Source organism: Novosphingobium sp. fls2-241-R2A-195 (assembly GCF_030209485.1).
GTDB lineage: Bacteria > Pseudomonadota > Alphaproteobacteria > Sphingomonadales > Sphingomonadaceae > Novosphingobium > Novosphingobium resinovorum.
In genome coordinates, this window is sequence record NZ_JARVRY010000012.1 from 132834 (window position 1) to 158303 (window position 25470).

The following is a 25470-nucleotide window of genomic DNA, read 5'->3' on the forward strand; positions in this document are numbered from 1 at the left end:
CGTCAGCTGGCCTGCAACGCCAGCGTAGCCGTGACCCAGTTCGAGGTTGCCGAGATCGTGTAGGCAGCGGGATCCTCCGTCCCCGATGCCAGCTTCCAGGCCGTCGCGTTGGTCGATTGGCCGCTCGCACTCGATACGCGCGACATGAAGCCCGCATAGCCGGTCGGTCCCGACGCGATGGTCGCCGTCCCATCCAGACCGAGCGCGGCGATATACAGACTCGCACCGCCCCAGCTCGGCGTCAGCGCGGGCGGATCGGCGGCGACGGCATTGCCGCGTGCATAAGTCGAGATTTCCACCGCACCGCTCGCGCCCGTCACCCGCATCACCCGCGTCACGGCCTGCTGCGAGCCCGACAGTCCCACGTTGAGCACCTTGCCCCCTTCGGTGCCGTCTGCCGTCCTGGTGAAGATCGTCAGGAGATGCTGATTGGAATTGGCCGCATAGGTGGCGCGCTGGGTCCATGCGCCTGCCGTCGCGTTGTCCCACGTCACGGTGACGGTACCATCGACGCTCATCACCGCGACCAGAATGTCCCCGACATTTACGGCAGCGGGCATGGCGACGGTCACGGCCGTGGCGTCGACAGTGTTCCAAGTCTCGGTCTGGTCGGTCACCGCGATCGTCGCCGATGCCGCGACGGTCAGGTCGAAGCTCGCCTGCGCCGCAGCGCCAAGGCTGTCCGTCACGCGCAGGACCACGCCGGATGTCGTGCCTGATACCGTCGGCGTGCCCGAAATCACGCCCGTCCCGCTATCCAGTGACAGCCCCGTCGGCAGTGGCGATGAGCCCGACGCCAACGCAAACGTGAAAGGTCCCGTCCCCTTGACCAGCCGAGGCAGGTAACCCGTGTAAGCGAGGCCCTGCTGCGCTGGCCGCGTGGCATATTTCAGCGTGAACGGGATCGCCTCGTATGCCGCCAGCAAGTGCGCCGCGCGGGCACCGGCATGGACTTCGTTCGGATGGACCCCGTCCGAGGAATTCGCGGTCATCGCCATACCGCGCCCTGCATCGGTCTCTGCATCGGACAGCACGAAGCCCGCATCGCTCGCCACGAGATCGACCGCATCGAAGCAAGGCAAACCGTCATCGGCCACCGGGTTCGAGCGCAGCCAGGCATTCCACGCATCGCGCGCGTTTTCCTGCGCCACGGTGAAACTGGTGTCGGCATAGGCCTCCTGCCACACGACCATCGAGAATCCGTAAATGCGCAGCCGCGCGGCCATGCTCCGCGCCTGGACCTTCATCGCCTCCACCGCCGAGATCGCGGTCGCGGCGTCAGTCACGTATGTCTTGATGTCGTTGTGACCGTAGTCTGCGAAATAGACGTTTGGCACGCCCGGCGTGATATGGGCGGCCGAAACGGTATCGAAATCGTTGTAATGCTGGTCGAGCCGGTGCCCGGCGATGCCGATATTGCGCAGCAGCACCGAGGCCGCCGAGCGATGGTGCATGGCCGCCGTTATCGTGCGGTTGTTCGCGCCCCCGGTGCCGAACACGATACTATCGCCTCCGCCGAGGAACGACAGCGTGGCAGGCTCGCAAGTGCCGAATACCGCCTTGAGCACGGCCTTGATGCCCGTGACTTCGGCATCGGACGGAGCCGCCCCGTAGACCACGAAGCCGCGCCAGTCAGTGCGCCCGCCGTATTCGATCGCCTCACCGACCTCACCCCCGACGTTCAGCATCGCAACTGCGGCAGCCGGGTATGTCGCGGTCTGCTCGTCGCGGTGGACGACCTGCCTGGATGCGCTCGACACGAGGCCGAGCACGGCCATGTTGCTGACCCCCAAAGCCTGCGCATTGGTGGCCGTGGCCGGGATCGAGGTGCTCGCGACCATCGGCTGCATCGCCAGGTTCCCGGCGGTGCGCGGACTGGTGAGGCCATAGTCGGTGGTCGTCGAACCAAACGCCCAATAGCCGCAAGTCGCGGCCTGCCCCGGCGTGCGCGCGGCCATGAACACCGCACAGTTCGCACGCGGGATCGCCAAGGTCGCGGGGATCAGCATCGGGCAGTCGGTATCGTAGTTGGTGACGGTCGGACCGCCCTCGCCCAGCCACAGCGATGGTTGTGCGGATGTGCTTGGCTGCGTGAGATGGCGGCCCTGCCCGGTCTGGTCGTAGACGACCGCGACGCCCAGCGTAGACACGCCCTTGAAGGCAGCCGCGGCCTCGGCATCAAACGCCTGACCCGCGAAGCCGATATCCTGCTCGGCACCATCGGAAGCACGGCGTACCCGCAGGGCAGGTCCATCGTACCCGGCGACGAGCTTGCCAAGGCCGTAAGCGCCCGCAAGCGCGGGATTGGCCGGGAGCCAGGCTCCTTCCACCGGATCGGATGCCGCACCGGTGAGCGTAACGGCATACTCCACCGCTCGCGCCGACTGGCCCAGCCCGACGCTCTCCCGGATCAGCGCAACCTGGCTCGTTCCCGCCGAAAGGGCAGTAGCGGCGATCAAGCTGCTCCCGGAAAGCTGGAGGTTGGCATCACTGCCCGAGCGCAAGGCAAAGGTCGAGCCAACACCGAGCGAGCGCCCGAGCGTCAGGAGCGCACCGCTGCCGGACACGGTTCTTACGCGGTTGAAGACGCCGCCGGAGCGGCCGCCGGAAACGAGGCGGGCCATATTCATGCCTCCCCGACGAGGTCGGCGGCAGTGGTGCCTGTCGCCCGCACGTAAAGGGCGCGCACGGCAACGAAGCTGGCATCGGGAAGATTGCGATATATCACGTCGGTCGTGCCGTCGATGCCGCGAAGGACGATGTCGCCGCCGGTGCCGACGTAAATGCCCTTGGGCACCAGTGCCAGTTGCTCGGTATCATTCGGCACGATCGCGTAAGGCGCGCGCGAAGGGGCGAAAGCGGCGTCGGATTGAGTCTCGAAAGGATCGGACATGGCATGCTCCGGCTGGATGTCGAAAGGGATCGGCACGACTCGCAGCGCACCGATGTTCGATTTATGTTCCATCTGATTCGCTGTAGGAAAGCGGTTTGTAAGCTGCCGCATCACAGGTTGCGTGCTGCTTTCTGGGCGAGATCCTGCCGCGTCCGGGCGCGCAGAACGCGGTCGAATCCCAGCGCCGCCTCGAGACAAGTGGCCACCGCCGTTCGATCCTCCTGAAGCACTACAGGTACGGCAAAGTGGTCGGCGACCACCCGCACTTTGGCGGTGCCGTCCTCCACCGCAAGCGCGGGAGCATCCGCCAGGATCGCGAAGATCAGCGCATGGAGGCGATTGGTGACCACCAGCGCCGCCTCCCGGTACAATTCCACCAGCCTGGCAAGATCATAACCGTCGAGCACGACGATCTCCCGATCCGGCCAGCGCGCGACCAGGCGGGCAGCAACGGCGTTGTCCATGTTTGCACGCGGATCGTGGCAGGCGATGGCCAGCCCCGCGTTCGGCAAGCGATGGAGGGCCTCGGCGACCACGGCGTCAAGCGCTGCACCCTCTATCGACCGCCCCTCGCTGGCATCGGCGCAAGGTGCCACGACGATCCATCGTCGTAATCCCCGCCCAGGCGTGATCGCATGCACGCCGACCGTCGGCAGGAACACCATGTCGGCGTGACATGCCTGCGCCTTGCCCGGAAGCAACCGGACCAGATTGCGACCAGAGCCCTCGTCACGCAGGTTCACCAGAGGGCACTGCGCAAGGATCGCGCGCCACAGGACCCGCCGCAATGGCGAGCGGATGATGCTCACGCCCAGCCCGCGCGTGACGAGCCCGCCCCCACCTAGCCGCGCACTGACGACGGCAAGCAACAGACCGACCAACGCCAGGACCGAGACATTGTCCCGCACCAGTTGTCCGCCGCCTAGCACGATCTGGGATCGGAACGCTTTGTACGCAAAGCCCAGCAACGCGCGGCCGGAAACCAGTTCTCCGCCGGCCTCCGCCACCTGCCGCTCCACTTGCACCGGAAGCGGCGCCCAGCGGCGCACGATACCGCCACGCCCATCGGTCAGGGCGAGATTCTGCAACAGCAATTTCAGGTCGCCCAGATTATGCAGGTCGCCGCAAACGAAGACCTGCCGCCGTACGTGATCGCCGGAACGTCTGCCTGTCGTATCTAGGCCCGCCGTATCGAAGGATGAAGTCAGCGCGCTCACATTTCGAGGATCCGGCGAGGATCAACCCGTCCGCGCAGGCAATCGAGGATCGCGATCATGTTGCCCAGCAGGCGGCCACGCCGGTCGATCAACGGCTCCGGCCGTAAACTGCGCCACGCATTGGATACGAGGTTCTGCATCATCAGGCGACTGCCGAAGTCGCGTCGCATCGTCCCCTTGCGTTGGAGGTAGACCACATTTGCAACCTGCGAATAGCCGAGCCGCTTGCCAGACGTACGCCCCGCGCTGACGCCAAGGTGCACGCCGGTCACCGCGCCTGTCGAGACTTGCCGCCCCTTCCGCCCGAGCCGGTTGGTAAAGTCGATGTCCTCCTGCCAACCATAGAGCGGCAGGTTCTCGTCGAAACGCATGCCCCGCGCCGCGCTCATGCGAATGGCCATGTTGCAACCGTAGAGCTCATGCCGGTGCCGCATCGGCGCGTGCGCTTCAGAGCGACTCGCCAGGATCGCCATGGCCTCCTCGACCGTGAAGCCGCCATGCAGCACGCCGTCCGCACACAGTTCGCCGGTTATGCCGACCATATCGGGATGGGCGTCAAACAGCGCCTCGACATGGGCGAGGTAGTCGGCGGCAGGGACGAAATCGTCGTCGAAAAACACGATGATGTCGGCTGCGTCCTGCAACTCATCCAACGCCCGGTTGCGCTGACGACAGAGCCCTTTTTCCGAAAACAGCACCCGGGCCTTGCTTCGTGCCTGGTCAATTCCCGCGACATCTTCCGGCCCTACAGTGACGACAAGGATTTCGTCGGCATGGCGCGTCTGCTCAGCAAGGATATCGACCGTCTGCCGTACCACTTGCGCGCGGCCTATGGTTGCGATCACGACATGGATGCTTGGCAACCGACGCTTCCTCGTAATCCATTTCGGCAAATGCCGAATTCGTGCAAAAGAATGGCTTCGGATTCGATCCGATACCTGGCGATTACTTGGTCTTGTCCGGACGATAAAACGCCCGTCACTCACTTCATCGTTAAAATCCATTCACCATCTGCGCAGCTCAGGTGCGTTCTGTTAGGCGTTCCCGTCTGCCGGACCTTGTTGGGCCGCGCGATGGAGCCTCTCACGCATGCATGCCAGCCCCACCGCGATCTGCCAGGCCACCTCACCGGATGACCGCGTGCGGGGTCAGGTCCGCGCGCTCTCGCGGATCGTGCTGCTGAATGTGAAGTACAGTCCCAACCTCGGCGACGGGCTCTTGAACGAATGCCTGGAACGGGAACTCGCACGGGCACTGTCGGGCTCCAAAGTCGTCTCCGTGGATCTTGCCGGGCGCAATTCCTATCCATCCGGACATGGCCGGATGCGCGGCATCGCACTCGCGCTCCTCGAACAGCTACCGACTGGTTTGCGCCGTTTCACGACCTGGACCATGCTTCGCCTCTTTCTCGCGCTGCAACTGCAGCGACACTACAGGGACGGCCTCGAAGGCGCCGAGGCGGTCGTCGTGGGCGGAGGCAACCTCCTCACCGACGCCGATCTCAACTTCCCGATGAAGATTGCAGGAGCACTGGCGCAGGCGAACCGGCTTGGATTGCCCGTGGCGATCTACGCCGTCGGCGTGTCATCGCATTGGTCGCGCCGAGGCTTGCGAATCTTCACGCAGGCACTGAAGCAGGCTCGGCCGATCTGGGCCTCCGTACGCGACGCGGCCTCGCAACGTGCCTGGCAAAAGCACTTCACCGGCCAGGCAATCCGTCCCCCGCACCTATCGGTCGACCCCGGAATACTCGCCAGTTGCCACTACCCGGAAAGCCTGCGCCAGCCCGGTGCCCGTAAGGTCGGAGTGTGCATCACCGATCCACTGGCAGTGCGCTATCACAGCGGCCCGGCTTACAGCGCCAATCTGGAGCATTGGTATCCGGCCGCGCTTCGGTCGCTGGTGGAGCACGGCTTCGAGGTCGTCCTGTTCACCAACGGCAGCCCCGAAGACCGCGAGTACCTGCACCGCCGACTTCATCCCTGGGTCCGCTACGCCAAAGGCCCGGTTGTGCTTGGACGATCCTTCGACACACCTGCCGACCTTACCGCGCTGGTGTCAGGCTGCGACGCCATCGTCGGCCATAGGATGCACGCATGCATCGCGGCCCACTCCTTCGGTGTCCCTTCGGTGGGGTTGCGCTGGGACGAAAAGCTGGACAGTTTCTTCCAGCTTGCCGGACGCACCAAACACATGTTGGACCCGGCCGAGGTCGCAGCCGAGGAACTGGGCGCGCGTACCGCCGCCGCAATCGCCGACCGTTTCGACGCATCCTTCCTCATAGCCCGCGCAAGGGCTGAAATCCGCGCATTTGCAGCTAATCTGCAAGCCGCGATGGACTGTGCAGCAAGCACCGTACAGTGATCGATCGCATCGTCCAGATCAACGATCTCAGCGACCCCAAAGGCGGCGCTAGCAAGCTTGCAGTCGAGGCTGCCTGCGGCCTTGCCGGGCGCGGCCATCGGGTCACCTTCATGACCGGTGACGATGGTATCAGCTCGGCATTGACCACCGCTGGAGTAGATGTGGTGCCGCTTAGCCAGAAGCGGCTCACGGCAGGCGGACGCGCGCGGGCAATGGTGACCGGCCTCTGGAACAGGGCCGCACAGGTCATGGTCAGAGACTGGATCGCCACCAACGACACACCGGGAACCGTCTATCATCTCCACGGCTGGGCACAGATCCTATCGCCTGCCGTGTTCGGAGCCCTCGCTCCGGTACGCGACAGGCTGGTCATTTCCGCTCACGACTTCTTCCTCGCATGTCCGAACGGCGCTTTTGCCTGGCTCAGATCCGGGGAAGTTTGTCCGCACATGCCATTGTCCCGGGCCTGCCTCGTCACGCCCTGCGATCGCGACGGCGCGCTGCAAAAGGCGTGGCGCAGCGCGCGTCAGGCAATCCACCGCCAGGCCTTTCGTCCGCGATCTTCTCCGCCGATACTCGCGATTCATGAGAATATGCGAGGTTTTCTAAAGCGAAGCGGTATTCCGGACGATGCTATCGTTCCGCTGCCTAATCCGGTCATCCCCTTTTCCCGCAACCGGATTCCGGCAGAACACAACCGCGAGGTGCTGTTCGTCGGACGGCTGGAAGAGACCAAGGGCGTAGACCTTGCGGCGAAAGCAGCGGCGATGGCCGGTGCGCCATTGGCCGTGATCGGCGAAGGCCCACTCGCCGATCACGTCGCCGCGCTACACCCGCATGCCCGTCTTCTGGGGCGGCGCTCTCCCGCACAGATCAGCGAAATCGCGGCCCGCGCGCGGATGCTGGTGATGCCGAGCCGCTATCCGGAACCCTTTGGACTCGTCGCGATCGAGGCGACATGGAGCGGGCTGCCGGTCATTCTTGCCGAAACCGCCCTGCTCGCTCCGGACATCGTCGATCGCGGAGCCGGAATCTCGGTTGATCCAAGGTATACCCCGGGCTTTGCCGCCGCCATCCGGCGCCTGATGCAAGACGATAGAGCCACTCGGGAAATGAGCGAAGCGGGCTATGCAAAAACCCGCGTACTTGCCTTGACGCCAAAGCTCTGGCTCGATCGGGTAGAGGCCATCCTGCACGAAAGAATCGAACGATCCACCATTCGCGATCAGGTGGAGAGTGCAATGATCCCTGCCCACATCGCCAGACTGAACAGGCCTGCCAACAGCCACCATTTCCAGGCGATCGGCGACGCCCCGACCTGCACGGCATGCGGCCTGACATCCGACGAAGCGGGCGACTGCGGGGCAACGCCGCCCTCTTCCCTCGGGCCATCACCCGCCATGATCAGCAGTTCCCGCCATGCAACGTCGTAATACCAGTCCAATAAATACCTGCGCAGGTTTCTAGCACGGCCTCACAAGCGGGTCGAGGCGCACAGTTTTCAAAGCTGCTGCAGCAGCTGGAAGAGGATTCGGGTACTAAACCCGATCTTCAGAATTCGCGGGTAGGGACAAGCCATGAGCTTTCCCACAATCACGCCACGGCATCTGGTAATCGCGGCCCGAGCCGCAACACCCCTTTGCCCCGGAGGCCTCGCCTGGGCGGTGCTGCAGATGGACTGCTCAGCCTCAGCCGCCGCCGCCGGTTTCGTCGTGAGCCTCTGCATCCTGACCATGGCGGCGCCGAAAATCCGGACTGCGGACCTCGTCGGCACGCTCCTCGCCTTCACGACACTGCTGGAATGTCTGCACGCTGCGAAATTCGGCAGTCTGGATGATATGCGTTGGCAAGCCTGCGTGGTTACTGCGGGAGCAGTCGTTTTGCTGCTGAAAATCCAGCATTTGCGCGCCGTCGCCCGGCAGGACGCCTATGTCCCGCTGCGGTATCTCGAGCGCCGCCAAGCTCTTCTCGGGCGAACGAAACGCCCGTCCGCCGCCTGGTCCGAGCCTTCGACCGCTGAACGGAAAGCCGCGTAAAAGCGCCAAAATTACTTGAAATTGCAATTGGGTCGCATTAGCGAAGGCGGCACGAGAGGAAACGAAAGCCCGCAATGCCAACCGGCACGTGCTTTCTCCAGGGGGAGCGCCGGTCCGCGTGCCCCGCATAGGGGGCATGGTCGAAGTGACGCGCAGAATTCTGTTCCAGATCCATTGGTTCCTGGGCATCACCGCAGGCCTCGTACTGGCCGCGATGGGCCTTACCGGAGCCACCCTGAGCTTCGAGAACGAGATCATGCGCGTGCTCAGCCCGGGCATCGTGACTCTCGGAACGGGCCGTAATCCCGCACTTTCGCCCGACACGATGATTGGCCGCGCCTCCGCCTTTCGTCAGGGACTGAAGGTTGAGCGGCTCACCGTAGAAGCCGACCCGACACGCGCCTGGCAGGTGCAGTTCGCACCCGAACCTGGCGAGCGGCGCGGCGAGCGCAGCTACGTCGACCCGCGTGACGGCCGCCTGCTTGGCCAGCCGGTCGGCGCCGGGTTCTTCCGTACCGTGGAGGACATCCACCGCTGGCTCGCCCTGCCCGGCGGGTCGAAGGGCTGGGGTCGCCAGATCACCGGATTCTCGACGATCGCGCTGATTTTCTTCGCCCTGTCCGGGCTCTATCTGCGCTGGCCCCGGCGCGCGCTGGACTGGCGCGCCTGGCTGGTGCTCGACTGGCGCAAGAGCGGGCGCAACCTCTACCGCGAACTGCACGTGATCATCGGCAGCTGGGTGGTGATCGCCTACCTTCTGAGCGCGCTCACCGGGCTATGGTGGTCCTACGAATGGTATCGCGAAGGCGCGCAGATCGTGCTTACCGGTTCGGCGGAGCGCGAGGGCGGGGCGAACAAGGACGAAGCGGAACCGCAACCTGCCCTGCTGCTCGCCCGGGCGTGGCAGACGGTGGAGCGCGAGACCGGCGGACACTTTGATTCGGTCTCGGTGAACCTGCCCGAAAGTGGCAGAAAAGCGACGTTCCGCGTACTTCTGGCTGGCGCACGGCATGACCGCATGACTGACAATCTCAGCATCGACCTTGCGGACGGACGCCTGCTCAAAGCCGACCGCTATGCCGACCGCGCGCTCGGCAAGGTCGTCGCGACGAGCATGTTCGAGGTCCATCGCGGCGCCATCTTCGGGCTTCCCGGCCGCATCGCCATCTTCGTGACCAGCCTTGCCATGCCGCTGTTCACCGTCACCGGGCTGCTGCTCTACATCGCCCGGCGGCGCCGCAAGCGCGCACTGGCGCAAGTCGAGGGGCTGGTCGCCAACGACGCGGCGGACACCGGCGACATGCTGGTCGCCTATGCCAGCCAAACCGGCGGCGCAGAGCGGCTGGCCCGGCAGACGGCGGCGGTTCTGGGCGGTGCGAAAGTGCTGCCGCTGTCGTCGATCGATGGCGCGGTGCTGGCAGAAACCCGCCGCGCGCTCTTCGTCGTCAGCACGTATGGCGAAGGCGAGCCGCCCGACCGCGCCCGCCGTTTCGCGCGGGAAACAATGGCTTCGCCGCCCGTCACGCAGGACCTCGATTATGCCGTCCTCGCGCTCGGAGACCGCGAATATCCGCAGTTCTGCGCCTTCGGGCACGAGGTCGATCGCTGGCTTCACGCGGGCGGAGGACGCCGCCTGTTCGACACGATCGAGATCGATGGCGAGGACGTCGATGCCGAGCGTCAATGGCAGCAGCAACTGACCGCGCTCGGCGCCGATCCGATGGCGGCGGACTTCGCCCCGGCGCGCTACGGGCGCTGGCGTTTGGCCGGGCGGGAACTGCTCAATCCGGGCAGTCAGGGCGGTCCGGCATTCCTCGTCGTGCTTGAGCCGCTGGACGGGGAAACGCTTGAATGGCAGGCCGGAGACATCGCGGAAATCCGCCCATGCAACGATCCGGCGGCGGTCTCGGCGCTGCTGCACACAGCGGCACTCAACGGCACTCAGGAAGTCCACAACCGCACTCTGGCCGCCCACATCGGCCAATCCGTACTGCCTGAAGTCCTCGCAAGGACGCCCGAGGAGATCGTCGCCGGATTGCGCCCGCTGCCGCACCGCGAATACTCGATAGCCTCGATCCCGACCGATGGGCGCATCGAACTGATCATCCGGCAGGTCCGCCGCGAGGACGGCAACCTCGGCCTCGGTTCGGGCTGGCTGACCGCGCATGCGCCGCTGGGGACGGAGATCGCGCTGCGGCTCCATGCCAACCCCGGCTTCCGGGTGTCCGAAGAGCAGCGGCAGTTGATCCTCATCGGCAACGGCACCGGCCTTGCGGGTCTGCGCGGACATCTGCGGCAAGCGAAGGCTGCCGGAAGCGCCGGTCACTGGCTGTTGCTGGGCGAGCGTTCGCGGGAGCACGATGCCTTCCTCGACGCCGAACTGCGAGGCTGGCTGACGGACGGCACGCTGGCGCGGCTGGAGCGCACCTGGTCGCGCGATCCCGATTGCGGCCGCTACGTGCAGGAGGTGATCCCGCAAGTTGCCGATGCCTTGTGCGAGGCGGTCGAGCACGGGGCCACGATCCTCGTCTGCGGCAGCCTGCTGGGCATGGCGCCCGCCGTCGATGCGGCGCTGCGGGCCGTGCTCGGCGATGCGCTGCTGGAGGAAATGGCCGAGGGCGGCCGCTATCTGCGGGACATCTACTGAGCCCAGTCCGTCATTGCGAGCGCAGCGAAGCAATCCAGGGCGGCGTCAAACTACCCTGGATTGCTTCGCTGCGCTCGCAATGACGAGGGTGGGCGGCTTAGTGGAAGTCGCGGGAGCGCGGCAGGATGCGCACGTTGCGCGGGTGGCCGCGTGTCGCATTCCCCGAGGTGGGGCGGTTCGGATCATAGACCGGATGGCGCACCGCATCGCCCGGCATCGGCTCCGGCTTCAGCGCGGGCGGCGCGGAGAGGCGGGACAGCGCCTCGCTGGCATCGGTCACGCGATCGACCATCAGGTGGACGACGCCTTCCTTGCTGTGCTGCACTTCGCCGTCGATCACCATCAGCCGGGCGGCCATCACCGCGCGGCGCTGCTTCTCGAACTCGCGCGCCCACAGCAGCGCGTTGACCACGCCGGTCTCGTCCTCGATCGTGATGAAGATCGCGTTGCCCTTGCCCGGCCGCTGGCGGATCAGCACCACGCCGGCGACGCGCACCTTGAGACCGTCGCGCGCGGCGTTGACCCCAGCGCAAGTCAGCGCACCCTGCCCTTCGAAATGCGCGCGCAGGAACTGCATCGGGTGGCCCTTCAGCGATAGCCGCTGCGTCTGGTAATCCGCCACGACTTCCTCGGACGGCGCCATCGCCGGGAGCGCGGCGTCGGGCTCCTTCGCCAGTTCGGGCGCATCGAGCGCGGCGAACAGCGGCAGCTGCACCGCCGGAACCCGCCGCGCCTCCCACCCCGCTTGCCGCCGGCTCTGCCCCAGCGAGCCGAGCGCGTCGGCATCCGCCAGCAGCCGCAAGGCGCGCGAAGGCAGGTTCGCCCGGCGCGCGGCATCTTCGAGGCTGACGATGGGGGCGATCTTGCGGGCCTTCTCCAGCGCCTCCGCCCAGTTCTCCTTGAACCCGCCGATCTGCCTGAGGCCAAGGCGCAGGATGCGCTCACCTTCCAGCGTGTTGTCCCATGCACTCACCAGAATATCGATCGGACGCACCTCGACGCCATGATCCCTGGCATCACCCACAAGCTGTGCGGGGGCATAGAATCCCATCGGCTGGCTATTCAGCAACGCGCATGTGAACACCGCCGGATAATGGCACTTCAGCCACGACGAAACGTAAGCGAGCCAAGCGAATGCCTGCGCATGGCTTTCGGGGAAGCCATATTCGCCGAACCCCTTGATCTGCTGGAAACAGCGCTCGGCGAATTCGCGTGGATAGCGGCGCTTGACCATGCCTTCCACCAGTGCGTACTGGTGCTCTTCCACGGTGCCGTTCGCCTTGAAGGTGCCCATTGAGCGGCGCAGCCGATCCGCCTGCTCGGCCGTGAAACCGGCAGCCACGATCGCCAGCCGCATCGCCTGTTCCTGAAACAGCGGAACCCCTAAGGTCTTCTCGAGAACGTCTTTTATTTCTCCATCAGGCCCCGGATACTCGACCGCTTCCTCTTCGTTGCGGCGGCGCAGATAAGGATGGACCATTCCGCCCTGGATCGGCCCCGGTCGCACGATCGCGACCTGAATGACCAGATCGTACAATTTCTTGGGTTTCATGCGCGGAAGCATCGCTATCTGTGCTCGGCTTTCCACCTGAAACGTACCGATGCTGTCGCCCCGGCGCAGCATGGCATAGGTGTTCCCATCCTCCTTGGGGACGGTATCCAGCGTCAGATTTTCCAACCGGTGATGGCGCAGCAGGTCGAAACTCTTGCGGATCGCCGTCAACATGCCGAGCGCCAGAACATCGACTTTCATCAGTTCCAGCGTTTCGAGATCGTTCTTGTCCCACTCTATGAAAGTGCGATCGGGCATCGCCGCATTGTGAATGGGCACCAGTTCGTCGAGCCGTCCCTCACTGAGCACGAAGCCGCCGACATGTTGCGACAGATGACGGGGATAGCCGAGAAGCCGCCCGACCATGTCGCGCATTCGCTCGACTTCGGGATTGGCAGGATCGAAGCCCGCTTCGGTCAGGCGGTTCTCCGGCAGCTCATCTCCTCCCCAACTGCCCCATACGGTTCCGGACAGGCGCGCGGTGACGTCTTCGCTGAGGCCCAGCACCTTGCCCACTTCCCGAATGGCGCTGCGCTGGCGATAGCTGATGACCGTGGCAGCGATTCCCGCCCGCTCACGACCATAGCGGTTGTAGATGTACTGCATCACCTCTTCGCGCCGCTGGTGCTCGAAATCGACGTCGATGTCCGGCGGTTCGTCACGCCCCGGAGACAGGAAGCGCGAGAACAGCAGTTTCTGGTCGACCGGGTCGATGGGCGTGACACCAAGGAAGTAGCAGACCAGCGAATTGGCTGCACTGCCGCGTCCCTGACACAGGATTGGTGGTTTCAGGCTGCGTGCGTGCCGGACGATGTCGTGGACAGTCAGGAAGTAATAAGCATAGCCTTTCGACCGGATCAGGCTGAACTCTAGATCCAGCACCGTTTGATACTCAGGTGTCAGGCCATCCGGGAACTTCTCCTTCGCTCCCTCAAGGACTAGGTGCTCCAGCCAGGGCTGCGGCTCCCAGCCTTCGGGGACAGGTTCGTGCGGGTATTCGTACTTGAGATCGTCGAGGGTGAATTGCACGCAGGCCATGAGGTCCTGTGTCGCCGCCAGCGCCTCGGGGCAGGCGCGGAAGAGGCGGGCCATCTCGGCGGGAGGCTTGAGGTGCCGCTCGGCATTGGCGGCGAGGCGGCGGCCGGCGGTCTGGACGGTCAGACCCCCGCGGATGCAGGTGAGGACGTCCTGCATCGGGCGGTCCTCCGGCGTCGCGTAGAGCACATCGTTGGTGGCGATCAGCGGCACGCCCGCGCGGGCGGCCAGCGCCATGCGCTGCGCCAGCCGACGCGCATCGCGGCCCGCGCGCGGCATCGTGGCGGCGAGCCAGAGCTTGACCTGACCGCCGCGCTTTACCTCATGATCGCCTGCATTCAGGCCCCCTCCCTCGTCATTGCGAGCGCAGCGAAGCAATCCAGGGCCGCGTAAACCGCTCTGGATTACTTCGCTGCGCTCGCAATGACGAGGTGTGGGTACGGATGCGAGTGCGGGATGCGAGAGAACGGCCAGTGCCTGCAAAGTGGCCAGCAACGTCTCTTCCGTATCGCCACTGCCCGGCATCACGATCAGCGCGAGATCCTGCGCGTATTCAAGCAAATCCGCCAGATGCAGCTCGCACTCGCCCTTCTTCGCCTTGCGGTTGCCCACGGTGAGCAGGCGCGTCAGGCGGCCCCAGCCGTGGCGCGTCATCGGATAGGCGACCACGTCCGGAGTGCCGTCCGCGAAGACCAGCCGCGCGCCGACGAGCAGGCGCAGCCCGCTTTTCGCCCGCCCCATCTCCTTCCAGGCCCGGTGGGCGCGGACCACGCCCGCCACGGTGTTGCGGTCGGCGATGCCGATGCCGGTCATGCCCATCGCCAGCGCACGCGCAACCATCTCCTCCCCCGGCGAGGCGCCGCGCAGGAAGCTGAAGTTGGTGGCGGTGACCAGTTCGGCGAAGTTCACGGGAACAGGCCATGCAAGTACCAGCGCGGGTCGGGCTTCTCGCTGAACAGGCCGTAGCGGAAAATCCAGTAGCGGCGGCCCGCGCCGTCCTCGATGCGGTAGTAGTCGCGCGTCTCGCCAGCCGCGCCGGGCATGTGGCCGCCGCGTTTCAGCCACCATTCCGCGCCGATCCGCTCCGGCCCCTCGGCCAGCGTGACGTCGTGGAGGCGGCCCTTCCAGCGGAAGCGCTGGGGCGGGCTGTCGGGGACACCGGCGATCACCTCGACCGGTTGCGGCGGATCGAGTAGCAGCAGCGGGCGGGGCGGCATGTCTTCGGGCTCCGGCCATGCGGCACCGCGCAGGCGCAGCGCGGGGACGAGGGCTTGCGCCTTCTCGGGCAAGTGGCGGTCGCGCGGGATCAGGCGGCGCACGCTGTCCTCGCCCAGCCGCACGCTGAGCTGGTCCACCAGCGCCGAAACATTATCGGCGTTTTCTTCCTTGCCGCTCTCCAGCAGGATCTGGCGCGAGGGCAAGTGATCGGCGTGGAGCACCGCCAGGGTGATCGCATCGAAGCCGAAGCCGGGGTCGAGCGGGTCGGAAAGCGTGTCGATCCGCTCGCGCAGCAGGCGCATGACGGCGGCGGGATCACGCACCGCAAGGCCCGTCTCCACCACCAGCCGCCGCCGCTGGTTGTCGCTGCGGTGGAGCGTCACCGCCCAGCGCCGCCCGCCCAACTGGCGCTGCTCCATCGTGCGCGCGGCCTGCGTGAGCATGTCCTCGACCACCTCCAGCGCATCGTCGGTGCGGCCGAGCGGTTCGGGAAAGCGCGTCTCCAGCCGGATCGGCTCGGTCAGGCGCACGGGGATGACCGGGCTGCCGGTCTCTCCCAGAATGGCGCGCAGGCGGCTGACCGCAAGCTCCCCGAAGCGCGCCGCCAGCCCCGCCATCGGCCGCGCGGCAAGGTCGCCCAGCGTCTCGAGGCCCGCGCGGCGCAGACCGGAAAGCGCGCCTTCGTCCAGTTCCAGCGCGGCGACCGGGAGGGTGCGCACGTCAGCCCCTCCACCGAAACGCGCAAGCGCGCGGGCGGCGGCGGAATGGAGCGCGAGGGCGTGGCGGGTAGTCGGACCGACCTCCTTCACCACGCGGCGCACCAGCGCCTCCTCCCCGCCGAACAGGTGCGCGCAGCCGGTGACGTCGAGCAGCAGGCCATCGGGGGCATCGAGCGCGACGAGCGGGGTGAAGGCGATCATCGCGCCTGCCAGCTGCTCCAGAACGCGCGCATCGGCGACGGGATCGTGGGCTGCGGTGGCGAGGTCCGGGCAGCGCGCGCGGGCGTCGGCGAGGGTCATGCCGGAGGACAGGCCCTGCCGCATCGCCATCACGTCCACTGCTGCAAGGCGCAGCGCCTGCCCATCGCGCGCGACCTGGGCCTGCGGGCCTTGCGCGTCAGGCAGTACGCCGGAGCGGCGCGCGCGCTCGCACGGCAGGAAGGGGAACCACAGCGCCAGGTAGCGGCGGCCCGCGCTTTTCGGTGGCGGGCCGGGTATCGAGGGGGAGTTCGCGGAAACCGCCATGATCTTCATTCCATTCCAGCCGCCAGCGCTGCCCGGCCGGGCCGCCGCGTCTGCGTACAAGTTCGACGAGCAGCGTCGCAGTCCCCGGCGCGCGCATCTCCAGCGGGGCGGAGGGGGCGCTGGAAACCGTCCAGCGGGTGTGTGCGGCGCTGGAGCGCGGCTCGGCATCTCCGCGCAGGATCACCACCGGGATGCGCGAGCCTTCCGCCGCAAGGATCAGGCGGCGGCTGGCGACGAGGTCGTATTCGCGCATCGCCCCCCAGCTTTCCATCAGCACTGCGGCCGGACCGCTGCTGCGTGCCGCGTCCAACCCCGCGCGCAGCAGGGCGGCATCATTACGGGCATCGACGATCACCAGCCGCGCCGGGTCCACGCCAAGCGCGCGCAGCCCCTCCCCGCACGGCACGAAACCCGCGCCATTGCCGCGGGGGCGCAGGAGGAGAACGGGGCGCGCCTTCTCTGCGTCCACCATGCCGAAGGCGAAGGCCAGCGCCGAGGCCCAGTCCGCAGCGCTGGCATGGACCTCGTGCAACTGCGCCCGGGCGAGGCGTGGGAGCGTGCCCGGGGGCGGATCTTCGATACAGGCGGGGGCCTGAGGGCGGGACATGGGACGGGCCTTACGAATCGGGAATTACGTTCTTATTATGTTCCCATTCTGAAGGCAGGTCCACAGCGCCCTTCGATGCCCTCCCAGACCTCGTCCAAACTTCGTCCCCCACACCTCGTCATTGCGAGCGTAGCGAAGCAATCCAGGGCCGCGCTGAACCGCTCTGGATTGCTTCGCTACGCTCGCAATGACGAAGGGAAATCAGGCCACCGCCGCGAGTGCCTTCGGCCTCAGCCCCGCGAACCGTTCCACCGTGTCAGCCGCCTCCTGCACCGGGCAGTGCGCACCGAACGTCGGCGTGCCGTCAGCCAGCCAGGCGATGCCGTCGATCGTATAGGCCATGCGTTCGCGCTGCCACTGGACGTAGGCACCGTGCGTGGCGAAGGCGCGCTCGATCGCGGCGACGGGGTCCGCGTCCGGTGCGATCACCTCGCCGAAATGCCACATCGCGTAGTCCTCGCTGTCCCGCCAGTCCACGCCCCTCGCATCGACGAACAGACACGGGCGCGGGCGGACGAGGAACTCGTAGACCTGGCTGCTGACGTCGCCCACGTAGAGGTCCGCGCCCAGCGTATACGTCATGTCGTTGCAGCGCGCCGAACCGAGGTCGACGATCACCTGCCCCGGGATCGCCAGCGCCTCCCACGCGCGCCGCTTCGCCGCCGACCAGCGCTTGGCCAGCCGTACGTGCGGCGCGACGACGAGATTGTAGCGCCCGTCCGCCGCCACCGCCGCGATCAGGCGCCGCCCGAACGCCTCGATCGAGGAGAGCTTCTTCGAAAAATGCGGGTTGTAGAGGATCGTCGGCCGGGCGTTATCGAACAGCGGCGGCCTCGCCTGCGCGCCCCCCAGCCTTTCGCCCAGCACGCTCGCCAGCTTGACCGGGCCGGTCACGGTGCAGTCCTCCGGCCGCAGGAAGCCCGCTTCGACGAGGCGGTCGCGGTCCTTGCGACCGGCCAGCATAACGTGGTCGAACAGACGGAAGCGCGGCTCGAAACCGACCGCGCGGTCGCCCGCTCCGTGGGGGATGTGAAGGATCGGCGGGCAATCCCCCGGCAGGCGCCTCAGCATGGTGGAGGTCCGCTCGGCGCAGAGGATCATCGCCGCATCGCGCAGCCGCTTCGCCCAGAGCGTGAGGCGCGCGGACTTGTGCATCGAGGTCGGCAGCAGCGCGGCTGCGGCGGGCAAGTGCATGACGACGACCTCTGGCGCTGCACCTTGTGTCGCATAGGCCATGGCTGCCGCCACTTCGGCCTCGGTCGACACGAACAGGCGCACCTGCCCCGGATGGCGGCGGGCAAGTTCACAGGCGACCGGCACGATATGGCCGAACTGATGCGCACCGCCGATGGCGAGAACATGGATGCGGGAATGGGCGTTTTTGGGGGGCATTGTGCCCCATTGCCGTAGCGAGGTGGAGCGACCGTGGAGCCTTCATGTAGATTTGCCCATGTTGGGTCGCCGGTCCGACAGCCCGAATGGCGGAAAATGTGGGGAACTAACGTTCACCCCAGAACCATCTCTGTCATCCCCGCGAAGGCGGGGACCGCTATCGTCATGTCGCGGCGTTTCGGCGAGGCGGGATGAAGCTCCCAGTGCCCAGCCGACAGCACTCATCATGGTCATAGCGGTCCCAGCCTTCGCAGGGATGACGATGGTATATGAACGACGGCCTTGGGGCGTAAACAGCCACCGCAGCAATTTGCCCACGCCGCCCTGCCGCACTCACCCCAACTCGACGCCGCGCCCTCTCCGGGATAAGGCTCACCCCACATGCAGATACTTCTGGTCGAGGACGATGCCGCGCTGGCGGCGCACATCATGGCGGGCGTGCGCGAGGCCGGGCACGTCGTCGAGCATTGCGCCGACGGCCGCGACGCGCTCGTGCGGGCGACGTGCGAGTGCTACGACGCGATCATCCTCGACCGCATGCTGCCCACGCTGGACGGGCTCAAGGTGCTCGCCGCCCTGCGCGCCACTGACGACGCGACGCCGGTGCTGATCCTCTCCGCGCTGGGCGACGTCGACGAGCGCGTGCGCGGCCTGCGGGCGGGCGGCGACGACTACATGGCCAAGCCCTTCGCGATGTCCGAACTGCTCGCCCGGCTGGAAACGCTGGCGCGCCGCAATGCACCCGTGGCGGAAGCGGCCAGCGTGCTGCGCGTGGCCGACCTCGAGATCGACCTCGGCGGCCACACGGTGACACGCGCGGGCCGCCGCATCCCCCTCACCCTGCGCGAACTGCGCATCGTCGCCTATCTCGCGCGCAATGCCGGGCGGGTGGTGACGCGCACGATGCTGCTGGAGAACGTGTGGGACTACAACTTCGACCCGCAGACCAACATCATCGACCAGCACATCAGCAAGCTGCGTCAGAAGATCACCGCCGAGGGCGAGGCCGACCTGATCCACACCGTGCGCGGCGTCGGCTACACCCTGAGAGCCGAATGAGCCGCCTGCTGCGCTCGCTCTCGTTCCGGCTGACGCTGATCTATGCGGGGCTGTTCTGCCTCTCGGTGGCTCTGCTGATGGGGGCCGGGTACTGGCTGCGCGTGGTCGTGCCGATGGACCAGACCCGCCACATGGTCGAGCGCGAGGCGCAAACCTTGCGCGCCATCGAGGAGGCCCACGGGATCGGCGCCACGGCCGAAGCACTCGACCGCCGCGCGCAGCATTCGGACGGTGCCAAGGCGTTCCACGCCCTGCTGGCCCCCGGAGGCCATGTCGTCACCTCCAACCTGCCCGGCTGGCCCGCCCGTTCGATCGAACGCATGTCTCTGATCGAGGCCGACACTTTCGTCGACGGCGTGGAGATCGACTACGACGCGCTCGTGCTCGACCAGATGCTGCCCGACGGCACCCGGCTGCTGGTCGGCCGCGACGTCGAGGAACTGACCAGCGAGGCCGAGATCCTGCACTTCGCCGCGATCTGGATCTTCGGCGTGACGGTGGTGCTCGGCCTCGGCATCGGCTGGCTGATGAGCCTCGCCATCGGCCGCAGGATCGAGGCGGTGACACTGACCGCGCGGCAGGTCATGGAAGGCGACCTCACCGGCCGCGTGCAGGTGCGCGGCAGCGGCGACGACTTCGACCGGCTGGGCGAGACGCTGAACCACATGCTCTCGCGCATCGAGACGCTGTTCCAGGCAGTGCAGCGCGTCTCCGACAACGCGGCGCACGAACTGCGCACACCGCTGGCGCGGCTGATCGGGCGGCTGGAACGGCTGGAGCAGGCGGCGGGCGACGACCTGACGATGCGCGTGGCGGCCTCCGACGCGATCGTCGAGGCGAACCGGCTGCAACAGATCCTCTCCGCACTGATGCGCATCTCGCGGCTGGAGAACGGGCGCCATCCGCTCGAACTGCAACGCACCGACGTGGTGCAACTACTGGAGGATCTGGCCGAGTTCTACCAGCCCGAGGCCGAGCGGCTGGGAATCGAACTGGTGCTTTCGGCGCGGCGGCCTCTGGTGGCCGATCTCGACCTCGACCTCGTGTTCCAGGCGCTGTCGAACCTGCTCGACAATGCGCTCAAGCATGCCGGAGCGGGTCGCCGGATCGAAATTTCAGCGACGCGGCGGCCAGAAGGGCTGGACCTCAGCGTGCGCGACGACGGCCCCGGCCTTGCGGCGGACGAGGCGGCGCGGATAACCGAGCAGTTCTATCGCGGCAGGGATTCGGGCGGCGTGCCGGGCGACGGGCTGGGCCTCAGCATGGTCGCGGCGATCGCCCAAGCTCACGGCGCGGCGCTGGAATTCGCCGATGCGCAGCCGGGCCTGAGGGTTTCGCTGGTTATTCCGGAGCATCGGCTGGGATGATGCCCGTGCCCAGCTCAATCCCCCACGTTCGTCATTGCGAGCGCAGCGAAGCAATCCAGAGTCGCGTAAACCGCTCTGGATTGCTTCGCTGCGCTCGCAATGACGAGTAGAGAGAGGAGGCACGCGAACAGCTGATCCCCCTCTTGCGAGGGGAGCCCGAAGGCTATGATCAGTGCTGTTCGAATACTGCCTGGTGCGGTCGAGAAGACTCGAACTTCCACGGGCTTTCGCCCACAACGACCTCAACGTTGCGCGTCTACCAATTCCGCCACGACCGCTAAATCTTGGAGCTGGATTTGCATCCGCTCCGGGGCAGGAGCGCGCCACTAGCGCACGAATCCGGACCCGGCAAGTGAGTCTTGCAGATTATTTTCACCGAACGTCATTTTCCTTCCTCCGGGCCGAGTATCCGGCGCTTCATCCGGTGGATCGCCAGCCACACCCCTGCGAGGACCAGCGGAGCCAGCGCCGCCATGGCGACATGCGCGTGAATCCGTGGCGCCAGTTCCTCCACGCCTTCCAGTACCTTGGCGATCAGGCCGAGCGCGTAGTAGCTCACCGCGACGACCGAGAGCCCTTCCACCAGCTGTTGCAGGCGCAACTGTCGCGAGGCGCTGCGCTCCATCGAGGCGAGCAGCAGGCCGTTCTGGTTCTCGATTCGCGTCTCGATTCGCACCCTCAGCAGCGCCAGTGCCTGCGACGTGCGCTGCGACAGCTGCTCGGCCCGGCGGCGGTGGGCGGCGCAGGTCCGCACGGCGGGCAGGAAGCGGCGCTGGGTGAAGTCCGCCAGCGAGACCTGCCCCGGGATCGCGGCGATGTTGAGTTCGGCCAGCCGCTCCTCGACGATGGTGGCGTAGGCGGCGGTCGCGCTCATGCGGAAATCGGAGGCGCTGGCCTGCGCCACCAGTTCCATCGACAGGCGGGTCACGTCCTCCAGCAGATCATCGTCGGTGACTTCGGGGCGGGCGACGGCGCGGTTGGTTTCGCCCAGCATCGCCTCGATCCGGTCGAGCGCGCGCCAGCCCTCACGCGCAACAGGCAGGCCGAGCAGCGCGAGGTTCCGGTAGTTGCCCAACTCCTGCAGCCGCTGCACCGTGCGCGAGAGCGCACCGCCCCCGCCAATGGGCGCCATCCCGCAAGCCGCCGCGAGAATCACCCCGAAGCCGTCCTCGCGCAGCCGGAAGTCCGACCAGATCCGCGCCTGCCGCTCTCCGGGCGCATCGCCGATGTAGCAGGTGACAAGGTCGTCCGCCGCGAAGCCGAGTTCGGGCAGCAGCGCCAGCGCCGCCGCCTCATCCTCGACCAGCTGCACGCGCGATGCGCGGATGACCTTGCCCGGCAGGCTCCCCGCCCAGGCGAGCGCATCGGTGAGAGCGGGCCGGATCGCCGCGCCGCCGGTCACGAACAGCGTCGTCGTGCTCGCCTCGCTGTGCCGCTCCCATGTGAAGGCGAGCCCCGGCGCGAGGGTCCCGGAAAGATGGCGAGGCCGACTGCACGGCTCCATCGGCCCGGCCGAGGGCAGCGCGCGCATCGCCACCAGTTCCTCCTCGCGATCGGCCGGATCGAGCAGCCGCACGAACTGCACGATCGACGCCGGCGCGCGCACCAGAGGCCAGCGTCGCAAGTGCATCTCGCTCACTACCATGCGGCGCAGTTCGTGCTCGTTCAGCAAGTCCGCTCCCCCTTTTGCCCGGCGCCAGACTGCGCCTGCGGGGCGGAGGCGGACAAGTGACCCTTGGTACGATGCCGCTTCGTACGATGCCCCTTGGTCGAATACCGGCCCGGTCCAAAGTCCAATATCGACCCGCCATGCCCCGTGCGAAAGCGACAGGCCACAGGACAGGCATAACGGGAGACACGACATGAACATCAGGCAGAAGCGCATGGGCCTCGCCGCTGCGGGAGCGCTGGCGCTGGTGGCCTGCCTGGGCGGGCAGGCCGCGCTGACCTCGACCGCAGAGGCCGCCCCCGCCGCTCCGGCCGCGCCGCCGGTCTCGTTCGCACGCTGCGCGGTATGCCACAACGTTGCCAAGGGCGCGCCGAACAAGCTCGGCCCGAACCTGTTCGGCACTTATGGTCACAAGATGGGCCAGGGGAAATTCGCTTTCTCGGACGCGGTGAAGAAGTCGGGCCTGACGCTCGACGACGCCACGCTCGACAAGTGGCTGGAGAATCCGCGCGCGCTGGTTCCCGGCAACCGCATGAGCTTCCCCGGCCTCAAGGACGCGGCGAAGCGCAAGGAAATCATCGACTACCTCAAGAAGCAGCGCTGAGTTTCACGACCGACTCTCAAGGGGCCCGTCCGCCGCGACCCAGCGGCGGGCGGGTTTTTCATCTCTCATCGTTCTTGAGTGAACGGCGCGAATCCCTGCACGCGGGGCCTTCGACAAGCTCAGGCTGAGCGGGGATAAAGGGGGGCACGGCACGCGACTCCGCTCATCCTGAGCTTGTCGAAGGATGTCAACGCGCACGCTGCGTTATCATTGCGGCAGCCAGGAACCCGGCGCCACCACCACCGGCTCCGCCTGCACCAGTGCGCGGCCTGCGGCGTGCCAGCCCTCGATCCCCTCGGCGAGCCAGTAGACGTGGCGCACGCCGCCTTTCGCCAGACGCCGCGCGGCGTTCCAGCCCATCCAGCAATCGGTGCGGCAGAACAGCACGACCGGCAGGCGCGGCCTCCCCCGGCGCGCCGTGGCGACCGCCCCCTCCAGCCCCCGCCAGAGCACCGGATCGACCGGACTGCGCCCCGTCTCCGGGTGCCAGAGCGCGCCGGGCACCGTCTCGTGCGGCTGGCTGAGGCGCCACTGCCCGGTCGCGGGGTCACGGTGGCCGGACTCGACCGGAAGCACGTCGATGAACAGCGCTTCGTCCAGCCCGAGCGCGTCCTCCAACGCGATCCGGCGGGCGGGCGCGGGCAGCCGGTCCACCGGCGCGCGGTAGCGGGCGGCGCGGTAACCATCGGCGTCGAAATCGTCTGCGGCCCGCGCTGCCGGGGCGCAGATTCCGGCCAGAATCAGTCCCAGCGCCAGCCTTCGTCCGATGCGTTTCATGGCTCCTCCCAAGGTCCAATATGACGTAGCCGAGGCCCGGCCTACATTGGCCCTTGGTATGATCCGCAAGAAGATCCTGCTGGCCCTCATCGCCACCCTCGCCGCGCCGATCCCGGCCGCTTTCGCGCTGCCCGCAGACCCGTTGAAATCGCCGATGTGGGAGTATCACGCCGAGCGTCTGTTCGGCAGCGCCACAGTACGCTTCGACCCTGCCGTGAAGGTCGAAATACCTGAAATCGCAGAGAATCAGCGCGTCTTCCCCGTCACCGTCGATGCGCGCGCCCTTCCCGACGTGAAGCGCATCCTGATCTTCGCCGACCTCAACCCGATCCCGGTCGCGGTGGACTATGCTCCCCGCGCCGCCGCGCCGTTTCTGGCGACGCGCATCAAGCTCGACCAGCGCACCCCGGTGCGCGCGGCGGTGCTGACGGCGGACGGGGTGTGGCACGTCTCGGGGAACTGGATCGATGCGGCGGGCGGCGGCTGCTCGGCCCCGCCGGTCAGCCGGGTCAAGGGCGACTGGGCCGACCACCTCGGCGAAATGCACGGTGCGGCATGGGCACTGGGCGGCACCCAAACGCGCCTCAGGGTGACATTGCGGCACCCGATGGACACCGGCCTCGTCGAGAACATCCCCGCCTACAACATCGAGCGGGTCACGGTGACCTCTTCCGCCGGAAGTCCCCTCGCCGACCTCCAGGTCTTCGGAGCGGTGGCCGAAGACCCTGCCTTCACCTTCATCGTCGACGATGCGAAGGGGCCGCTCTCGATCGCCGCGCGCGACAGTTCGGGGCTGGAGTTCGACGGCGTGGTCACCCCGCGCAGCGCGGCGCTGACCGCCAAGTGAACCTCACCCGCCGCAGCCTGATCGGCGCTGCACTGGCGCTGCCCGTCGCCGCCCGCGCCGAGACTTTCGCCGGAGCCTATGCCCCCAAGGCCGAGCCCGTCGCCGAGGGCGTATGGATGGTGCGCGGCGCCGATGCGCCGATCCTGTTCGACAACGGCGGCATGATCGCCAACAGCGCCATCATCGCCACCGACGCGGGCGCGGTGCTGTTCGATCCGGGCGTCTCGCTGGAGCATGGCAAGGCGCTCGGCGCGCTGGCGCAGGCGGTGACGGGCAAGGCTGTGAGGCGGGTCTACGTCAGCCACCTGCACCCCGATCATGCGCTGGGGGCGGCGGCCTTCGACCCGGCCATCGTCCACGCCCTGCCCGCCACCCGCACCGATCTGGAGCGCGACGGCGAGGGGTTCTCCGATGCCATGTACCGGCTGCTGTCGGACTGGATGAAGGGCACCCATGTGGTCCTGCCGCTCGGCGACGTGGCGGAGGGGGAGGCCCTGTTCGGCGGGCGCAGGTTCCGGCTGTTCGCGATGCAGGGGCATTCGGCGGGCGATCTGGTGCTGCTCGACGAGGCGACGGGGACGCTGCTAGCGGGTGATCTCGTGTTTCACGACCGGGCGCCCTCGACCCCGCATGCCGATCTGGTGAAGTGGCGGGCGGCGCTCGATCGGCTGACGGCGGTGCAGCATGGGCTGCTGTTGCCGGGGCACGGGCCGCTGGACCGGGACGGCGGCGCCATCGCGCAGACGCGTGACTGGCTGGACTGGCTGGAGGCCACGCTGACGCAGGCGGTGGCTGACGGGCTCGACATGACCGAGGCGGGGGAACTGCCGATACCCGCGCGGTTCGCCGGGCTGAAGGCGGCGCGCTACGAATTGCAGCGCAGCGTCTCGCATCTCTATCCGGGGCTTGAAGCGCGGTTGCTGCCGAGGTTGTGAGAGAGCG

General features: G+C 67.1%; 19 protein-coding genes and 1 tRNA gene. 9 read left to right on the forward strand and 11 right to left on the reverse strand.

Annotated features, from left to right (window positions below; translation table 11 throughout):
• Positions 1 to 2 precede the first annotated feature (2 nt).
• From QRN25_RS10590 to QRN25_RS10605, 4 genes are all read right to left on the reverse strand, one after another.
• Positions 3 to 2624, reverse strand: a complete 2622-nt coding sequence (locus tag QRN25_RS10590) for a putative Ig domain-containing protein (protein ID WP_285019480.1) — start codon at positions 2622 to 2624, stop codon at positions 3 to 5.
• 2 nt (positions 2625 to 2626) lie between these two features.
• Positions 2627 to 2893, reverse strand: a complete 267-nt coding sequence (locus QRN25_RS10595) for a spike base protein, RCAP_Rcc01079 family (protein ID WP_417629279.1) — start codon at positions 2891 to 2893, stop codon at positions 2627 to 2629.
• Between the two features lie 110 nt (positions 2894 to 3003).
• Positions 3004 to 4110 (reverse strand): polysaccharide pyruvyl transferase family protein, encoded by a 1107-nt coding sequence (locus QRN25_RS10600; RefSeq protein ID WP_285019481.1) that lies wholly within the window; start codon positions 4108 to 4110, stop codon positions 3004 to 3006.
• The gene (locus tag QRN25_RS10605; RefSeq protein WP_285019482.1) at positions 4107 to 4973 is read right to left on the reverse strand and encodes a glycosyltransferase family 2 protein; all 867 of its coding nucleotides are present in this window, start codon (positions 4971 to 4973) and stop codon (positions 4107 to 4109) included. The genes QRN25_RS10600 and QRN25_RS10605 overlap by 4 nt, the downstream gene beginning before the upstream one ends.
• A gap of 226 nt (positions 4974 to 5199) precedes the next feature.
• Between QRN25_RS10605 and QRN25_RS10610 the strand changes: the two genes are divergently transcribed.
• The 4 genes from QRN25_RS10610 to QRN25_RS10625 all read left to right on the forward strand — a co-directional run bounded on the left by QRN25_RS10610 (position 5200) and on the right by QRN25_RS10625 (position 11157).
• Positions 5200 to 6474 (forward strand): polysaccharide pyruvyl transferase family protein, encoded by a 1275-nt coding sequence (locus QRN25_RS10610; protein WP_285019483.1) that lies wholly within the window; start codon positions 5200 to 5202, stop codon positions 6472 to 6474.
• Positions 6471 to 7907, forward strand: a complete 1437-nt coding sequence (locus tag QRN25_RS10615) for a glycosyltransferase family 4 protein (RefSeq protein ID WP_285019484.1) — start codon at positions 6471 to 6473, stop codon at positions 7905 to 7907. The genes QRN25_RS10610 and QRN25_RS10615 overlap by 4 nt, the downstream gene beginning before the upstream one ends.
• 144 nt (positions 7908 to 8051) lie before the next feature.
• Positions 8052 to 8510: a hypothetical protein gene (locus QRN25_RS10620; RefSeq protein ID WP_285019485.1), complete on the forward strand. Its 459-nt coding sequence runs from the start codon at positions 8052 to 8054 to the stop codon at positions 8508 to 8510.
• Between the two features lie 136 nt (positions 8511 to 8646).
• Entirely contained in the window at positions 8647 to 11157 is a 2511-nt protein-coding gene (locus QRN25_RS10625; protein ID WP_285019526.1) for a PepSY domain-containing protein, read from the forward strand.
• Between the two features lie 97 nt (positions 11158 to 11254).
• Here the strand turns inward: QRN25_RS10625 and QRN25_RS10630 are convergent, their stop codons facing one another.
• The 4 genes from QRN25_RS10630 to QRN25_RS10645 all read right to left on the reverse strand — a co-directional run bounded on the left by QRN25_RS10630 (position 11255) and on the right by QRN25_RS10645 (position 18205).
• Positions 11255 to 14653, reverse strand: coding sequence for an error-prone DNA polymerase (locus QRN25_RS10630; RefSeq protein WP_285019487.1), 3399 nt, complete (start codon positions 14651 to 14653; stop codon positions 11255 to 11257).
• Positions 14650 to 16086 carry a Y-family DNA polymerase gene (locus QRN25_RS10635; protein ID WP_285019527.1) on the reverse strand — a complete coding sequence of 479 codons (1437 nt, stop codon included), beginning with the start codon at positions 16084 to 16086 and terminating at the stop codon, positions 14650 to 14652. Before QRN25_RS10635 ends, QRN25_RS10630 begins: the two co-directional genes overlap by 4 nt.
• Positions 16079 to 16813, reverse strand: coding sequence for an ImuA family protein (locus QRN25_RS10640; protein ID WP_285019488.1), 735 nt, complete (start codon positions 16811 to 16813; stop codon positions 16079 to 16081). The genes QRN25_RS10635 and QRN25_RS10640 overlap by 8 nt, the downstream gene beginning before the upstream one ends.
• 201 nt (positions 16814 to 17014) lie before the next feature.
• Positions 17015 to 18205, reverse strand: a complete 1191-nt coding sequence (locus tag QRN25_RS10645) for a CDP-glycerol glycerophosphotransferase family protein (protein WP_285019490.1) — start codon at positions 18203 to 18205, stop codon at positions 17015 to 17017.
• Between the two features lie 381 nt (positions 18206 to 18586).
• Between QRN25_RS10645 and QRN25_RS10650 the strand changes: the two genes are divergently transcribed.
• Both QRN25_RS10650 and QRN25_RS10655 read left to right on the forward strand, forming a co-directional pair.
• Positions 18587 to 19264: a response regulator transcription factor gene (locus tag QRN25_RS10650; RefSeq protein WP_271180906.1), complete on the forward strand. Its 678-nt coding sequence runs from the start codon at positions 18587 to 18589 to the stop codon at positions 19262 to 19264.
• Positions 19261 to 20631 carry a sensor histidine kinase gene (locus QRN25_RS10655; RefSeq protein ID WP_285019492.1) on the forward strand — a complete coding sequence of 457 codons (1371 nt, stop codon included), beginning with the start codon at positions 19261 to 19263 and terminating at the stop codon, positions 20629 to 20631. Before QRN25_RS10650 ends, QRN25_RS10655 begins: the two co-directional genes overlap by 4 nt.
• 191 nt (positions 20632 to 20822) lie before the next feature.
• Here the strand turns inward: QRN25_RS10655 and QRN25_RS10660 are convergent.
• Positions 20823 to 20909 (reverse strand) — tRNA-Leu (locus QRN25_RS10660).
• A gap of 104 nt (positions 20910 to 21013) precedes the next feature.
• Complete coding sequence (locus QRN25_RS10665) at positions 21014 to 22303, reverse strand: DUF3422 domain-containing protein (RefSeq protein WP_285019494.1); 1290 nt, start codon at positions 22301 to 22303, stop codon at positions 21014 to 21016.
• Positions 22304 to 22493: 190 nt separating this feature from the next.
• Between QRN25_RS10665 and QRN25_RS10670 the strand changes: the two genes are divergently transcribed.
• Entirely contained in the window at positions 22494 to 22904 is a 411-nt protein-coding gene (locus QRN25_RS10670) for a c-type cytochrome (RefSeq protein ID WP_285019496.1), read from the forward strand.
• Between the two features lie 207 nt (positions 22905 to 23111).
• Here the strand turns inward: QRN25_RS10670 and QRN25_RS10675 are convergent, their stop codons facing one another.
• Positions 23112 to 23681, reverse strand: coding sequence for a rhodanese-like domain-containing protein (locus QRN25_RS10675; RefSeq protein ID WP_285019498.1), 570 nt, complete (start codon positions 23679 to 23681; stop codon positions 23112 to 23114).
• A gap of 58 nt (positions 23682 to 23739) precedes the next feature.
• Between QRN25_RS10675 and QRN25_RS10680 the strand changes: the two genes are divergently transcribed.
• Complete coding sequence (locus QRN25_RS10680) at positions 23740 to 24528, forward strand: quinoprotein dehydrogenase-associated SoxYZ-like carrier (RefSeq protein WP_285019499.1); 789 nt, start codon at positions 23740 to 23742, stop codon at positions 24526 to 24528.
• Complete coding sequence (locus tag QRN25_RS10685) at positions 24525 to 25463, forward strand: quinoprotein relay system zinc metallohydrolase 1 (RefSeq protein WP_285019502.1); 939 nt, start codon at positions 24525 to 24527, stop codon at positions 25461 to 25463. Before QRN25_RS10680 ends, QRN25_RS10685 begins: the two co-directional genes overlap by 4 nt.
• Positions 25464 to 25470: the final 7 nt, after the last annotated feature.